Source organism: Streptomyces hokutonensis, from assembly GCF_042751305.1.
Lineage (GTDB): Bacteria > Actinomycetota > Actinomycetes > Streptomycetales > Streptomycetaceae > Streptomyces > Streptomyces hokutonensis_A.
The window spans coordinates 46,354-61,358 of the sequence record NZ_JBHYWD010000025.1; the positions used below are offsets into that span (position 1 = coordinate 46,354).

The 15,005-nt window shown below is 67.4% G+C and carries 15 protein-coding genes and 3 pseudogenes; 9 read left to right on the top strand and 9 right to left on the bottom strand.

Translation table 11 applies throughout. From position 1 onward, the window contains the following. Positions 1-359: 359 nt before the first annotated feature. Positions 360-1,619, bottom strand: a complete 1,260-nt coding sequence (locus ACFXC1_RS41780; protein WP_381253089.1) for an MFS transporter — start codon at positions 1,617-1,619, stop codon at positions 360-362. Positions 1,620-2,021: 402 nt separating this feature from the next. Here ACFXC1_RS41780 and ACFXC1_RS41785 point away from each other — a divergent pair, with 402 nt between their 5' ends. The 4 genes from ACFXC1_RS41785 to ACFXC1_RS41800 all read left to right on the top strand — a co-directional run bounded on the left by ACFXC1_RS41785 (position 2,022) and on the right by ACFXC1_RS41800 (position 4,795). Then, entirely contained in the window at positions 2,022-2,258 is a 237-nt protein-coding gene (locus tag ACFXC1_RS41785) for a hypothetical protein (RefSeq protein WP_381253092.1), read from the top strand. Between the two features lie 334 nt (positions 2,259-2,592). Next, on the top strand, positions 2,593-3,144 hold the full coding sequence (locus ACFXC1_RS41790) for a Uma2 family endonuclease (RefSeq protein ID WP_381253095.1): 552 nt from the start codon (positions 2,593-2,595) through the stop codon (positions 3,142-3,144). A gap of 710 nt (positions 3,145-3,854) precedes the next feature. Next, positions 3,855-4,220 (top strand): PadR family transcriptional regulator, encoded by a 366-nt coding sequence (locus ACFXC1_RS41795; RefSeq protein ID WP_201048900.1) that lies wholly within the window; start codon positions 3,855-3,857, stop codon positions 4,218-4,220. After that, on the top strand, positions 4,217-4,795 hold the full coding sequence (locus tag ACFXC1_RS41800; protein WP_381253097.1) for an HAAS signaling domain-containing protein: 579 nt from the start codon (positions 4,217-4,219) through the stop codon (positions 4,793-4,795). Before ACFXC1_RS41795 ends, ACFXC1_RS41800 begins: the two co-directional genes overlap by 4 nt. Before the next feature lie 669 nt (positions 4,796-5,464). Here ACFXC1_RS41800 and ACFXC1_RS41805 read toward each other — a convergent pair. Continuing rightward, positions 5,465-5,848, bottom strand: coding sequence for a hypothetical protein (locus tag ACFXC1_RS41805; protein WP_381253099.1), 384 nt, complete (start codon positions 5,846-5,848; stop codon positions 5,465-5,467). Between the two features lie 306 nt (positions 5,849-6,154). Here ACFXC1_RS41805 and ACFXC1_RS41810 point away from each other — a divergent pair, with 306 nt between their 5' ends. From ACFXC1_RS41810 to ACFXC1_RS41820, 3 genes and pseudogenes are all read left to right on the top strand, one after another. After that, complete coding sequence (locus ACFXC1_RS41810; RefSeq protein ID WP_381253102.1) at positions 6,155-7,081, top strand: AraC-like ligand-binding domain-containing protein; 927 nt, start codon at positions 6,155-6,157, stop codon at positions 7,079-7,081. A gap of 49 nt (positions 7,082-7,130) precedes the next feature. Continuing rightward, positions 7,131-7,214 (top strand): annotated as a pseudogene (locus ACFXC1_RS41815) (IS5/IS1182 family transposase); the annotation flags it as partial. 7 nt (positions 7,215-7,221) lie between these two features. Beyond that, complete coding sequence (locus ACFXC1_RS41820; RefSeq protein WP_381253105.1) at positions 7,222-7,560, top strand: hypothetical protein; 339 nt, start codon at positions 7,222-7,224, stop codon at positions 7,558-7,560. A 24-nt stretch (positions 7,561-7,584) separates the two neighbouring features. Here the strand turns inward: ACFXC1_RS41820 and ACFXC1_RS41825 are convergent, their stop codons facing one another. Then, complete coding sequence (locus tag ACFXC1_RS41825) at positions 7,585-7,884, bottom strand: transposase (RefSeq protein ID WP_381253108.1); 300 nt, start codon at positions 7,882-7,884, stop codon at positions 7,585-7,587. Positions 7,885-8,078: 194 nt separating this feature from the next. Continuing rightward, the gene (locus ACFXC1_RS41830) at positions 8,079-8,558 is read right to left on the bottom strand and encodes a DUF6193 family natural product biosynthesis protein (RefSeq protein ID WP_381253111.1); all 480 of its coding nucleotides are present in this window, start codon (positions 8,556-8,558) and stop codon (positions 8,079-8,081) included. Positions 8,559-8,603: 45 nt separating this feature from the next. Between ACFXC1_RS41830 and ACFXC1_RS41835 the strand changes: the two are divergent. Further along, positions 8,604-8,912, top strand: a pseudogene (locus ACFXC1_RS41835) (DNA topoisomerase IB); the annotation flags it as partial. A gap of 479 nt (positions 8,913-9,391) precedes the next feature. Next, positions 9,392-9,799 (top strand): annotated as a pseudogene (locus ACFXC1_RS41840) (YihY/virulence factor BrkB family protein); the annotation flags it as partial. Between the two features lie 252 nt (positions 9,800-10,051). On the opposite strand, the gene ACFXC1_RS41845 reads toward ACFXC1_RS41840, so the two are convergent. From ACFXC1_RS41845 to ACFXC1_RS41865, 5 genes are all read right to left on the bottom strand, one after another. Then, positions 10,052-10,588 carry a hypothetical protein gene (locus ACFXC1_RS41845; protein WP_381253113.1) on the bottom strand — a complete coding sequence of 179 codons (537 nt, stop codon included), beginning with the start codon at positions 10,586-10,588 and terminating at the stop codon, positions 10,052-10,054. Between the two features lie 267 nt (positions 10,589-10,855). Then, the gene (locus tag ACFXC1_RS41850) at positions 10,856-11,083 is read right to left on the bottom strand and encodes a hypothetical protein (RefSeq protein ID WP_381253115.1); all 228 of its coding nucleotides are present in this window, start codon (positions 11,081-11,083) and stop codon (positions 10,856-10,858) included. A gap of 139 nt (positions 11,084-11,222) precedes the next feature. Then, positions 11,223-11,606, bottom strand: coding sequence for a hypothetical protein (locus tag ACFXC1_RS41855; protein WP_381253117.1), 384 nt, complete (start codon positions 11,604-11,606; stop codon positions 11,223-11,225). Between the two features lie 84 nt (positions 11,607-11,690). Further along, entirely contained in the window at positions 11,691-12,263 is a 573-nt protein-coding gene (locus ACFXC1_RS41860; protein WP_381253119.1) for a hypothetical protein, read from the bottom strand. Beyond that, positions 12,263-14,788 (bottom strand): DnaB-like helicase C-terminal domain-containing protein, encoded by a 2,526-nt coding sequence (locus ACFXC1_RS41865; RefSeq protein ID WP_381253122.1) that lies wholly within the window; start codon positions 14,786-14,788, stop codon positions 12,263-12,265. Before ACFXC1_RS41865 ends, ACFXC1_RS41860 begins: the two co-directional genes overlap by 1 nt. Positions 14,789-15,005 lie beyond the last annotated feature (217 nt).

Sequence of the window (15,005 nt, forward strand, 5' to 3'; positions counted from 1 at the left end):
GTAGACCACACCCTCGCCCGGCTGACGGACGGGGGGGGCGGCTGGGCGTCCACCAGGCCAAGCCCAGCAAGACCGAATCATCAACCCCCGAAGGACTTCCAGGCGAGACCACGCCTTTCGCTATCGCCGCTGGTCAGCGGCGATAGCGAAAGGCAAGTGGAGTAGGGAGCAGTCAGGGTCGAGGATGCGGGCGACGCCGCGTTTGGTGGAGTAGGCCGACCGGAGCCGATCCGGGAGGCGGGCGGGTTTGCTCGACTCGCGCTGAGGTGGAGGCTGGCGCGGGGGCCCGCGCGGCACCATGCTTCCTCGTCCGCGGAGAGGGCCGCGTCGCGTCCGGCGCGGCCTGCTCGTACGGCGGCTCAGCCCGCTGCGGCCGTTGGGGACTCCGCGTGCCGAAAACCTGGCAGCACCAGGCACAGCACGGCCGCGACGGCTGTCGCGGCGGCGAAGGCGCCCACCGCCCAGGCGCCGGAAGCGTGCTGGACGATCAGGCCCGCGATCAGTGGCGCCAGTGTCGCCAGTGCGGTGGCCGCCATCATCACCGTGCTGATGACTCGGCCGCGCATGTCCTCGGGCGCGCTGCGGAGCACCACGGCGACGAGCGCCCCGTTCGCGGCCGGCGCGAGCAGCAGTGCCAGCGCGACCGGCGCCGCCACCAGCGGTGACGGGATGAACAAGGCCGCAGCACCGAACAGCAGGGCGGCGGCCAGGGTGATCGTGGTGGTCAGGGTTGCCAGGCGCACGCGCCCCTGCAGTCGGGGAGCGACCACGGCGCCGAGCAGCCCGCCGGCCGCGATGCCTGCCTGCACGAGACCGATCACCGCAGTGGATGTCCCGTGCTGTTGCATCGCGAGGGTGATGCTGAAGATCACGCCGCTGAAGGCGAAGTTCACCAGGGGCGTCTGGATCACCGCCGCGCGCAGAATCGGTACCTGCCAGACCAGTTGCAGGCCATCGGTCACCTCACGCCACAACGACTTGCGCACGGCCGCCTTCTCCGGCCGGAACCGCCCGCGGATCCGGCTCACCGTGCCGAACGACACCGCGAAGGAGATCGCGTCGGCCAGAAAGGGGACGGCACGGCCTACTCCGAACAGCACTCCGCCGAGCGCCGGGCCGGCCAGGCTGGCACCGTAGGTCCGGCCTTCGCTGGCGGCCCACGCCTGCTCCAGCTGCTCATCCGGCACGATTCCCGGCAGCGCGGCGGCGGCGGACGGATCGAAGACGGCACCGGCAGCTCCCTCGATCAGGCTCACGGCGAGGACCACCTGCCAGGACGCGGCACCCAGTGCGATCAGAATGCCGAGCAGAGCCAGCAGCACCGCTCGCGTGATGTCGCAGACGATCATCGTCAGTCGCCGGTCGAACCGGTCCGAAAGCGCCCCAGCGGGCAGTTGCACGCACAGCACGGTAATGGCCCGCACCGTGCCGACGACCCCGGCGAGCACCGCCGAATGGGTCAGGGCCAGGATGAGCAGCGGGTAGGCGATCCCACTGATCTGTGTGCCGGTATCGGACAGCAACTGCCCGATCCACAGCATTCGAAAGCCCCTGTTGCGCCGTAGCGGAACCTGTCGTGGCACATCGGTGGCTATTTCAATTCCGCTGGCGTCACTCACCTTCGGAACCATACGCGCAGGTCGGAGCCGCACCAGAGCAAGGAATAGTGATCCATGTCACAGCGTTGCCCCTGCATGGCATCCGTGAGCGCATACGACCTCGTGGTTTGCGTCGCGGTGAGCGACTTCCCTCGCGTTACACACCGTTGACACACCGGATAGCGGCTGCGAGCGTAAGTCCGCCGCCCATCCGAGAGTTAATTCGAAGCTATTCGGCAGTACCGCTCTTAACCGTCAAGCAGTCGACGAATTCGCCTGCCGAGAAAGCGGTCGTCTGCCTTTCCCCAGTTAGCGACGCATCCCTCCTGCCGGCTGGGCGCAGACGCAGCGTGAACCATTTGCGAATTTCCATCAATACGGTCTTCGGTGGCTGACGCCGCAAAGCAGAAACAGAGGAGCTCGGTGACACTCTATTCGGCTGCACGGCTCGCGCAGACTTCCGTCGTCCGCGCCGCAGGAGCCGTCGTCGGCCGCTTCAATCCGGTGGTCAAGGACATGGCCGCAATGTTCGGCTGGTTCGACACCGGACGCTACGTCGCCGACTCCCGCCGCCAGGAGCAGCTGTTCGGCCCCGTCCCCACGGCCGAGGACGTCCTCGCCCAGTTCACCGACGAACTGCGCACCGCACAGCACCGGTGACAGCCCCGCGTCCCGGGAGTGCGCTCGCCCTGCTCCGCCTTGCGGTACCAGCCGCGCAGGTACTCGGAGCTGATGCCGAGTTCCGGGCCACCACCGTGACCGTCTTGCCCGAGGAGTTGACGAGCGCGATCGCGTCCCGCTTGAACTCCTCGCTGTACCGCTTCGTGTACGCGCTTCCCACCTGGTGCTACTTCCTCTGGAACCTCAGATCCCACTCTCCAGGTGTCCACGATCAAGGGCAAGGTTCACTGCGATGTACTCGCACACCACATAAGCCCACCCGTGGGGCGGCGCTGTCCGCCGTATCATGACCGCACACGGAAAGGAGCCCTCCATGAGCGTCGACTCGATCATGCACACCGAGTTCCCCAAGGGGTACACGGTCTTGTTCGGGGCCGACGGAAAGGTGATCATGACCCCGCAGAGCGAAGAGCGTTCCAGCACCATCATGTCGATGCAGATCGACACTCTCGCCCTCGGTCGTCACGCGAAGGTCACCTCCGACGTCTACATCGACTTCCCAGCCGACGAGAACTCCGCCCCGGACCTCGCCATCCTGCGCGAGGACGCTCGCAAGGAAGGCAAGCGCTACAGCTTCGAAGACGTTCTGCTGATCTCCGAGGTCGTCTCGACCTCCTCGGCGCGCAAGGACTATGACGACTGCACCGCCAAGTACGGGCGCTACGGCATCCCGGTTTACCTGATCGTGGACCCCTACGCCGGGGAAGTCGTCCTGCACACCCAGCCCACCGCGAACGGCTACAGCACCGCACTCAAGCGCGCGTACGGCACGGGCAAACTCCCCGTCCCCCTGGCCGACGGCCGCACCTTCACCCTCGACCTCGACGAGCTCCCCCGGCCCGAGCCGGAAACCGGCGCTCACTGAGAAGACACCGGCCGGGCCGGATTGGACCGGAGCGCGGGCAGGAGACATTATCGCGGCGAACCTCCTGACGTGCAGAGTGAGCCGGTCGAGTTCGGGATCGCACTCACGCAGTCGGTGCAGCTTGTCGGCGTCCTCGTCTCGCAAGTGCTCGGGGTGGGTCATGATCCAGGAGGTCACCTCGCGGACCGAAGGAGGCTTCGGTCCCTCGTCGGGTGCGTGTCCGCGTCCGGTAGCTCCGCAGATGCCCCTGAACGGCCAACTCGCCGCCGGGATAGCCGAGTTGCCTGATCCCGCGGTAGAGCTGGACGGCGTACCTGACGCCCTCGTTCCAGTAAGCGGCGGAGCGGGCGTTGACCAGCTTGCGGACGGTGGCCAGGTGCAGCCCGAGCTTCCGGCCGATCGCCGCCTTTCGACATTCCCTGCCGCAACAGCTCATGGGCGGCAGCATGCTGCTCACGCAGCCGGATCACGATCTTCAGGTCACACAGGTTCATAGGACTCGCTGGCGGTGCGCGGCCGCGACTGCTTGCACCACCAGCCGTGAACGGTGGCGCAGCCCGGACATCGTCGCCCGGCGTATGCGCCGTACCAAATCGGCGTTTTCCAGACGTTCCAGCAGCCACTCAGCGCCCGGCAGCCCGACCGAAGCCGGATTACGCGAGGTCGCCAGTTCTGGCCCGGGGTTGACACGCCCACGTAGTATGCATTGCATGGTAGCTGGCAAAGCAAGGAATCACGTGGAGGCCCGCGGTGTGAGCCAGCTGCGCAAGGGCGTGCTGGAGTACTGCGTCCTGGCGTTGCTGTGTGACAGGCCACGCTATGGGGTGGAGCTGCTGGAGGCTCTTGCGGATACGCCGGTCATGGCGACCAGCCAGGGGACGTTGTATCCGCTGCTGTCTCGTCTGCGCAGAAGTGGCCTGGCGGACACGTTCCTGGTGGAGTCGGCCAGCGGTCCGTCCCGCAGGTATTACGAACTCACCGACCAGGGCCGGCAGGCCCTGGAGGAGTTCTCCGGGCACTGGCCCAGTTTCCGTGATGCTGTTGACCGTTTCCTCGTTTCTGGAGCTGAATCATGAGCGACACCCTGACCCACCCGCTGGTCCGCGCTTACCTGGCCTCGGTCGACACGCAGGCAGCAGTGCTGTCCGACGACCGGCGCCGTGACCTGTTGGCGGACCTGCGCGAGCACATCGAGTCTGTGCTGCCGCAGGGTGCCGATGACGCGGCAGTCCAGCAGGCTCTGGACCAGCTCGGCACCCCCCGGGAGATTGCCGCCGCCGCGATCGCCGAAGAACCCGGCGTCGACCCGCTGCAGCCGCAGAGCAGCGCGCGTACCACTCTGACCCTGGGCATGATGGTTTTGGCTGCTCCGTTCTTCGAGGTCCTCGGCGTCGGCCTCGTAGTGGCCGTCCTTGCCGCCGTGCGGATCTGGCGCTCTCCAGCATGGACCAGGCGGGACAAGCGCCTGGGCATCCTCTGCGCCTTCTCACCTCTACTGGTGATCCCCGCGGCTGCCGCACTGTTCGTTCTCGCCGGCGGCCTCGGTCCCGAGGAACTCATCGGCATACTCCTGATCGCCATGGTGATCCCACTGGCCGGAGCTATCCGACTGGGACGCAGTGCCGCACGCCTGCGCCCCCACGCAGCCTGAAAGGCCCGCCTCAACGGATCCTGCTCCGATCAGGACACGGCCCCGCCTGACCGCCGTCTTCCACGAGACCGAGGCATCCCTGCGCCGGGTCGGCCCCCCGTTTACCAGTTCCGCCTCACGAGGACCAATACCGCATCAGAAAACCTTTGGCCCTTTTGCCCCGTGGTGACGTGACGCGCCGTTCGGATGCCGGTCTGGACAGCGCGGTGTCGCCAGGCTGTCCGGGTGGCAGAACGAGTTCGCGTCCGTGAGATCGATGCCGACGAGGGGCAGCGCCTGTTGCGGCCCGTCCGCCGCGGCACGGGGTCGCTGGTGACCTGGCGGCGGCCACCCTAAACAGCGGCGATCCCGGTAGCAGGTCCAGGTCCAGGTCACGGAGCGTACACACACTCACCGCATTCAATTGTCACGCTCTGCTATGAAGTGGCGGCTATTACGCGTACCCCCTCCGCCCACCCAACACGCAGAATCCAGCGCCGTCACGCTGTCGTCAACTTCCCACGTCAGCACGGCGGTTCATGCCGGCTTTCGGCCCGAGGCTCAGACACAGGCACTCAATGCCGAACGCCCGGCTGGGAGTTACCAGCCGGGCGTTCGGCGGTCAGGGCCGTTGGGTACTCGGCCAGCGCAACGCGCCGACCAGACGTCCTGGTCCTTGGCCGGGACTGCCTAGCACTCCGACAGGACCTGCTGGTCATGGTGCCAGCCCCAGGAGTCGAGGTTTACGTCGCTGACGTACACACCCCTATTGCCGGTGTCGTCGTCGGTCAGGAGCCAGATGTCGTCCGAGTGGCCGTTGTTGGAGTACCAGGCGCCGTGGACCCAGCAGTAGAAGTAGCTGGTGCCGGCGTACAGAGTGCCCGCGTGCGATGAGGTGTACGGGTCAGGGGTCCAGTGGGTCCACTGGTCGATGACGGTTGTCAGGTTGTAGGTGGAGGCCGATGCGGGCGTACGCGGCGCCTGCGGTGCCGCCACCGCCTGAGAACCGGTGGCCAGGAGCCCCGCCGTGGCCAGGACCGCGAGCATGGCGGATGTGAAGGAACGTGAACGCATGATTCTTCTCCCCTTGTGTATGCCGCCGAGTGGTGACGTAGCGGCAGTTACTCCCGGGTGGTCAATCCCGGTGGACTCAATTTGGGCCCCATCCAGAGGGGCCACGTGACGTTTCGAAGCCTGTCGAAACGTGTGCGGAGCCGACGGTTTCGACTGTAGAACCGGGCTGTGCATCGTTCATTGGCGACCCTAGGCGCAAGCCGCGGCCCAAGGGCACCACTGCGCGCACCATGACTCCCCAGTTCGTGCACCGTGCACCACGCGTGAGTCAGGTGTCCGCTCCGACACAGGCCGGAGGCGTCGGGCATGACAGACCGTGAGGACTCTCGATTAGCCAGATTAAGAGGAGTCGAGTCTTTCGAGACAGTTGCCTCGTCCCTATTCGCCCCGCTACGGGTGAGCGATCCTTGCCCTCAGGGGTTCGAAGCTGTGGTCGACCACACCGTCATCGGACCTGTGGTCATTGCTCGCATCCAGGCCGCCGCCGCAACGGTGACGCGGGATAGCCGCAGCATCACCTCCACAGACGTGGAATGGATGCACTTCAACCTCCACCACCACGGTCCGCTCACAGCGAGTCAAGACGGCCGGACCTCGACGATAAAAGCCGGCGAACTGTACGCCTGCGACAACACCCGGCCCTACCGGCTCATCGGTGCCGACCCCACTGACATGACGGTGCTCTGCATCCCCCGGGCGAGTCTGGGCAGGCATGCGGACTCGGTAAGCCAGCGCACGGCACTCCCCCTCCCCGCTTCGGGCGGGATCGGCAAACTTCTCGACCACGCGCTGTCCACGGTCAATGACGGCCTTCCCCATCACAGTGCGGCACGTACGCATCTGGCCGACGCCCTCACCGCACTCCTCCTCGCCGCTTTCGCCGACACCACGCCCGAGCGGGTCTCCGTCGCCAGCAACCTCATCGATCGCATCCGGGCCTACACACTGGCCCACCTCGACGACACTCATCTCAGCGCGCAACATGTCGCACGTCGACATCACATCTCCATTCGACGCCTCCACGCCCTCTTTAAAGACAGTGACTTGACCTTCGCCGCCTGGATCCGGCATGAACGTCTGCTACGGATCCGCAGGGATCTCCTCGACCCCTCCTCCGCGCACATCCCTGCGGCCGTGATCGCGGCGCAGTGGGGAATACATGATCCCAAACATCTCGGCAGGGCTCTGAAGCGCGAGTTCGGTACAACTGTCAGCGAACTGCGCCGCAGATAGGAGATCTAAAGCGCGTAGCAGAAGGCCGCGATCTGGGCATTTCCCCTGTATGCGTGGGGTGTTGAGGACTGAGCCGCTGTGGGTGGAGACGTTCACGAGGCTGCGGATGAGGCAGTTCGAGCGGTTGCTGAGAGGGCCGGGTGCTGTGTCTTCTCTCCGCACGGATCACCGTTGACGATCTGCCGGAGGTTCTTCGGCCGTACAACCGGGGGCTTCACACACCTGCGGTCTCCTTCTTCAGCTCCTCTGTCTCGCAGTACGTCGAGACGGCCTGGCGGTGGCATGCGGTCCTGCAGATCCTCCGGCAGGTTGAGGAGCCTGAGTTCCTAGCGGGACAGGCGGAATACCTGCGCCATCACGACCGTCTCTACTCGCTCGTGGAGGTTGTGGTGGATGCGGTAGGACGCATCGATCCTGCGGCTGATGCCGAGGACCGACCTTCAGTCTGGATCGAACTGATCCGCGAGAACTCGGTGTGATGGTGGGCCGCACTTCACTGACAATCATGGCTGGGTGAGGATGCGGGTCCGGAAGAGTTCGAACGAGGCGTGGCCATGCATTGCCCGCCTGAACGTTTTCACCCGATTTACATGCCCCTCGACGCCCCCTGAGCTCCAGGGCAGAGTCAGGCCGGCGGTCACCGCGTCGAGGTCCTGGCGGAGGAAGCCGGCGAAGCCTTTCATGGGCTTCGGTGCGTCCTGCTCGGACTGTCGGATCCACTCCAGCAGCAGGTATCCGCGCTGGTGGCGGACCAGGTCGGCGAACGCGCGGGCGAGATCGCAGGCCGGGTGATGTCCGGGCAAGCGAGCCGGACTTGAAGCAGCTGCTCGTTCTGGCTGTCGGTGAGTGTCTCGCGGTGTCGCATGATCCACGAGATGATCTTGCGGGGGCTGGGGATGTCGGCCCGGACCGGTTCGGCGGCTCTCTCCGCTTTCTCGTGAATGATCTTGAGTAGAGGCTGCGGGGTGCTGATATCGATGGGCGTGGCCACACACTGTCACACGGGCTCGTCCGTGGAGGCGGTGATGACGGGCTCGGGGCCGGTGGGCAGGAGTTCAAGCACGAGGGCCACAGCCTCTTCGGCGGTCTCGACTTCGCCGATCACGGCGAAAGGACTGCGTCGGCGAACCTTGAACCGGCCGTTGTGCAAGGGCTCGATCGATCCGGCCTCCACAGTCCAGGGGTAGCTGGTGGAGCTGCTGAAGAGCAGGACGAAGTGGCTGGTGAACGGATACAGCCGCCGGAGTCGTGGTTGAGCGGCGGCAGCCTCCAGCAGCGGAACGATGCCCGGATATGGGCGTCCGGGCGTGCGGATCTGGTGTACTGCATGCCTCCACTGCCAGCTGAGTCGTAGGGATTGCCAATGAGCCTCGACAACGTCAGCCGGCCCGCGACTGCGTGCTGCAGCCATGTCTGGCAGAACTGGTCTGGGAGGCAGAGGCAACTGCTGATCGCAGGTCTCGTCATTCGCGTCCACTGTCCTAGTGTCGCGGCCGTTGCCTGAAACCGGTGCTCTGATAGCGCCCTCGCCGTGGCGGAACCCGTCGCCGCGGCATCCCGCACCGCCCGCGGACGCGCGGCGACGCGTGCCGTCGTCCGTGAGGTGGCCGGCTATCCGGGGAACACACCCGCGGTCTGTCGCGCCTCGTACATCAATCCCAGGGTCGTCGAACTCTTCGAGGAGGGCCGGACCATCGCCCCGGCCCTCGACGACCTGGGCGCGGGCGTCCGCTTCGGCGAGCCGGCCACCCAGGGTGCCGTGGAGGAAGCCGTACTGCGGCGGCGGCGTAGCTCCGCGTGTCCGTCGCCACGGGGCACCCGGCCTCGATGAACGCCACGGCAGGACTCCATGGGTCGTATTGGCTGGAGACCGCACCACCCGGCGAGCCCGCTCCCCCGCCGTCCCATGACTCTCCGTCGACGTCGCGGTGGTCGGCTGCGGCATCGCGGCTCGGTACCGCCTGGGAGCTGGCCAGGCGGGGACGCGAGGTGGCCGTACTGGAGTCCTGGAGGCTCGCCGCCGGGGTCACCGATCGCACGACGGCCAGGCCGACCGTCCTGCATACGCTCGTCCCCGACCGCCTCCGCCGCACCTGTGGCCCCGAGGGCGCCCGGCTGTACTCGCGCTCGCAGTCCGCTGGCGACGCCTCCAGTCCGGCCACATCGGCGACTACGTGGCATGGCTGCTGGTGGGCACGACGCTGCTGGCGGTACTGGCGGCGCCGGGCATCCTGAGCGGCTGAGCAGATCACCGAAAGGGCGAGGGCGTCACCGACGCACGGTCGGGCAGAGCCGGGTAACCCCACTCGTATGCCACAAACACCGGGACCAGAAGAGCAGGTCGAGCGCCGGGCGCCGCCCCGGCCCACGAATCTGCCGAAGCGGTCCTGGTGGGCGATGCTCAAGGGCACGGTCAAGGAGTTCCAGGCCGACGAACTCGCCGACCGGGCCGCCGCGTTGACGTACTACGGGGTTCTCTCGTTCTTCCCCGCGCTGCTGGTCCTGGTCTCACTGCTCGGCATCGCCGGCAGGTCGACGACCCAGCAGGTGCTGGACAACATCGAGAAACTGGCGCCGAGTTCGGCCCGGAACATCATCAGCGACGCCGTACGCCAACTCCAGACCACCGGCGGACTCGGCTCCGTCGTGGCCGTGGTCGGCATCGTCGTCGCCGTCTGGTCGGCCTCCGGCTACATCGCCGCGTTCATCCGCAGTGCCGGTGAACTCGGGCTGATCAAAGCAGCGTCGCATGCCGCAGAGACAGCACGCCTCAGGCTGGCGCGGTGACGGCCCCGAGGCTGGCCCACCACATCCGCGTCAGCGCGAGGTCGAAGGTGTCGCCCTGGCGTTTGAGGTCGGCCACCTAAGCCCACGGACGCCAGGGAGAACTGGGGTTCGTCGCCGCATCGGCCGACGACTACGTCCGACGCGGTCACACACGCCCTTACCCGGCCCCTTGAGCCGGCCGGTTCAAGAGACGGTGCTGCCGACGACGTGTTCCAGCTCCCCGGCCGACTCGGGGGTCAGACGGTAGAACCCCTGGAGGCTCACCGCGCGCTCCAGACGCCCGTCGACCACGTGTTTCAGTCCGCGGGTCTGACCTCGGCGGTTACGCCAGGTGAGCTGCGCCAGGAGGTCGGCGGGGACCGGCACGTCGAAGCGTACGGGCGTCGCGTCAACATGCACGGGTGCGGCGCCGCACCCGCCAGCACCGAGCATCGACCACGCGGCGTGTCCGGGGAACGCCTCGTCCTGCCACGTCGCGGGGGCGGCCCCGCAACAGGCGCCCCGTTCCATGTCGAGCACCCGCATCCGGCTCACCACGAACACCGTGCCCCGGTTGACGTGCACCGCATACACCTCGTCCCCGGCCTGCGCCCCCGACCAGGCGGGCAGCGAGGTATGGACACCGCTGAACGCGACCGGAGGCCGCTCATCCACACGCCCTGCCTTACGCAGGGCCTTGCACGTGTCGTGGGTCCACAGGACGGTGAAGGCATCAGGCATGCCGTGATCCTATGAACGAGCACCGACAATCCAGGCCAGTACGCCGAACGCAGCCGCGAGCAGAGCCAAGAACTCTGGGGGTTGGCGTCCACTCGGCCGGGACGTGATGTTCGGGGAGGTCGGGGATACGGCTGGCGCAGGCCGCGCACTGACGGTAGGTCAGCCGCTCGTTGACCAGCCATGTGGCCGGATCCCCGACGTCGTCGGCGTCGACCAGGACCAGGCCGGCCTGCCACTTCCAGCCCACCGGACGGCCGAGGTCGGGTCCTAGCAGTCGGACACCACACAGCCCGTTCCAAGGACGCGTCCGCCCACCCGTTCCAGGCGTTCGGCGTCGAACTCGCCGGGCTCGGCGACGTGCTTCCAGCGGCCGAATTCTCCAGGTCGGAAGAGCAGGCGCATGGAACGGTCGAGTTGGACGGCCGTCTGCCCGAGGGTGACGACGAACCCGCCGATGGGGCACAGATACCGGCCTCGGCCGCAACCGGAGGCCACGCCTTGCAGAAGGGTGCCACACGCGGGGCAGTCATGATTGCTGATCTTGTCGCCCCGGCGGACACGCACATTGTGCGTCTCCGTGCAGCGCGGGCAGCGTCCGTTCACTTCTCGGTCCTTCCCCTCGACGGCAGCCGCGTTATGGGCGCCGGTCGGCCGGCGCCGTCGGGCAAGCGATCACCGGGAACGCCGCCGTGTGCCCGCCGCCCGCGGTGAACGCGATCATGGCGGGCCTGGTCGGCCAGAACGGGGAGACGTCGATGAGGTGGTCGCCGTACTCGGGGTTGATGCGCAGCCACACCTCCACGCTGGTGATGCTGGCGCCGTACGCGGTCGCCTCCCGCGGCCCGGTCGTGAACCCGCAGGTGCTGGCCCGGGCGATCACGGTGTCCGGGTGGGCGGCGGTGGACAGGTACAGGGCCGTGCCGTCGTACACGAGCCGGATGCCGTGCTGCTGCAGGTCCTGCCGCCGGGGAGCCTGGCGCAGCAGGCCGTACAGGTCCCGGATCTTCAGCTGAGCCATGTGCACTTCCTCTCCGTGGCGTCTCCGACCGGCTGGTGACGATGCATCAAGCCGCCGCAGGCCGTCACCTCTTCGTGTCGGCGGTTACCTGACTTCGACGGAGTACGAGGCGCCGGGGAACTCCCATCCGTCGGTGCCTTCGCCGATGTCCTCCACGATGACGTCGTCGATGAAGTGGTCCTCGAGTTCGTCGTCGGTGAGCTGGCCGGCGAGCCAGAGTTCCTCGATCGCGTCCCAGTGACCCCGGGTGCCGTCGATCCGCAGGGGGGCGGCGTCCACCGTGCCGCGCGTGCGTTCGTCGGTCCCGGTCTTGACGACACCACTGATCTCGTATTGACCCTCCGTGATGAGGTTCGGGAGCGGGTCGGCGGGGACGATCGCGACGTTCTCGTAGGCGGTGTGGATGAGGTCGCGGTAGCCGCGGCGGACGTTGTACTCGGCATCCGACAGCCACTTGAAGAGCGTGTCGGGCCGGACGTCGAGGCCGGCGGTTTCCAGGGCCTCGTATCCGCGTCGGGTTCCAGTGAGCTGGGAGAGCTGAGCGTGCCAGTGCTTGGCGTTGTAGGACGACAGCCGGTGGCGGGGTGTGACCTGGGCGCGCAGGAGGTCATTGAGAGCGGCACCGAGGGATCCCCCGCGTCCGGTGGGGCCGGCCATCAGTCGTCACCCTCGGGGATCATCAGCCCGGCCTCGATGAACTTCGCCTTGACCTCGCCGAAGCCGGTCCCGATCCGGTACGTGTCCGGGGGCGTGTCGGGCGGTGTCCAGAAGACGGCCGCATCCACGTTGCGCAGGGCGATGAGCCTGTGGCCCGCCAGGACCGCATTGAAGGCCGCGACCCAGTGACGGACGGACGCCTCGGCGACCATGCTCATGCGCCAGTCCGGCCGCCAGAACGGGGAACGCTGTTCCTGCCGCTTGGGCCACAGCAGACGCAACGCGATCGACAGCCGCGTCTTGTACTCCTTGTACGGCTGACCGCCGGCCTCGACGAGCTCGGAGCGTGCCTGCCGGGCAGCAGCGTAGAAGGGCTTGAACAGCGACTCGTTGGCCTTTCCGGTCCACGAGTCATGGATGGTCGGCATCGCGGCGATGTGGCGGTCACGGACGAGCTTGACGAGCAGCTTGATGTGTGGGGTGGTGACCCACACCCGGCCCTGGTCGTCGGGCCGGTCGATGATCCGCCCCAACGGGTGCGGCATGTCCGTGCGCGTCCACTCCGGGATGTCGATGAGGTAGATGCCGGCACTGGCCTTGTCGAACTCCTCAAGGAGCCCGGTGTGCAGCAGCTTGTTCGGGGCCAGGGGGACGGCTGAACAGGCAGACGGGTAGGAGCCGTTGCGGTCGATCAGGCACATCACCCCCGCGCCGAACGAGTCGGGCACGCCGAGCTGGTCACGCCGGACCCGCTTCCCGTTCTCCCGGATATAGGGCACGCGCGTACTGGTGACATCGGGGTGGACCCAGCGGGGCTCGCCATCCATGTGCTCACTGATCAGCTGCCACGGATCGCTCTCCCGCGCCTCGATGCCGATGACCGGGACCGGATGCATCTTCGAGCGGTCGACCGCATCCTTGAGGATCTTCAACGCGGGGAAGACCGCTGTCTCCGGCTCGTCCTCCTCATCCCCCGGCTGAAGTTCCACCTCGCCTTCTGCCTCGTCCTCGTCGTCAGGGACACGCCTGCTGCTGACCTCGGCGGGCTGCTCGACGGTGCCGGCATGCGCGGTGGTGTTGCTGTAGGCGTTCAGCGCGGCGGCGAGGCGACGTCCCTCATCGGTGTCCGGCAGTTGCGACGGTGCCGCGGCGAGTTCGGCGAGCGATGGCCCGAGTTCGTTCAGGGCGTCCTGGTCACCGTTGGTGAGTGCGGTGCGCAGCGCGGCCAGTAGATGGGTGACGGCCGCGGGCAGTCCCTGCCGGGCCCCGGACGTGTACGGAAGTGCAGCCTCGGCCAACTCCCGTTCCACGGCAGTGCCCAGAGGTCGCGCGGGTTCTTCACCGCCCGTACGGGCGGCGGGGTCGCTGCCGGCGTCGAGGAAGCGGGCGTGCAGCAGGTCGGGGCTCAGGTATGCCGAGCCGATCGCGCCGAGGTCACGCTCGGCGACCGTCACCCGGACCCTGGCGGGGTCCTCGGTCGGCGTGAGCGTCAGCGTGACGTCGGCGTCGAGGAGTCCAAGGAGCGCGGGGTCGTCGCTGTCGACGATGGCGAGGACCGGCACATGCAGGGTGCGCGCGAGCGTGGCCAGGACCTGGGACGCGTCCGGGAGACGGTCCCCGGACAACGGCAGGCGGGCACTGTGGGCGGCCTGGAGACGGTCCACAACCACGAGGGCCAGACCCTCCATGTGCGGGGCGGTCTCCGCAATGTCGGTGGCGGTCAGATCGCTGCCGTCGTCGATCATCAGCAGGTCGCCCGCCTGGACCAACTGGTGGGCGACCTCCTGCTCGTACTCGGTGAGGCGGCCCTGCTTCAGGCGCGGGTAGTCGCCCCCGGTCTCCGCGGCAACGATCCGGCGGAAGATGTCGTCCCGGTTGGGGCCCGACGCCGCGTACAAGACCATGTCGTGGTCGACGAGCGCCGTCTGCCGTGCGGCCGCCAGACCGAGCAGGCTTCCGCCGACGCTCGGGCGAGCTGCGACGAGCGTCAGTTTGCCCGGCTGCAGACCGCCCGTCGCGGCGTCCAGGCCGGGCAGTCCGAACGTGGGGCCTCCTGCGGGGCCGGAGGTGAGGACGGCCCCCATGGCGTCACCCAGCCTGGTGAGCCTGCGCGGCGTGCTGCCGCGGTCCTGAGTGTGTGGGCTGTTCACCGCACCTCCTGCGGACGCCGCGCCCGGATGCGCGGCTGTGTCGGACGAGGGAGTACTTGAGTCGGCGGTGACGGAGAGCAGCACTGCGACGGGCGTGGTGTTCCGTCGGAGCACCTGCGGCTCGCCTTGAGCTGCCCGCGTGATGAGATCACCGAAGTCCTTCTGTGCCGCGCTCAGGACGTGGGACGGGAATGCGCCGGGCTGCCGGGCTGCCGGAAACCGGGCCAGCGGTACCAGCAGGGCGTGATCATCCCTCTTGTGGATCAGCGTCGAGACCCCGTCCTCCTCGGCGCGCTTCACCAGGGCGAAGAGCTCCGTACGGGCCTCGGTCGCGGTCACCGCGGTCTCAGCCGACGGCTTCTGACTCTGACTCACTCACCCTCCCAGGGAACCAAAATGACCACCATTATATCAAAATCCACTAAGTAATTTGGTGAAAGTCACGCATCAGTGCGTGAACTTCACTCACTTGTGAGTTTTGCTGGCGGGGGTTGACTGGGTGAAGCGCTCGTCGGCAAGCGGCGGCGAACAGCCGCACAACAGGGTGGAGGCCGGGACCACCCAGGAGACCTGGTCCCGGCGACAGTTGATC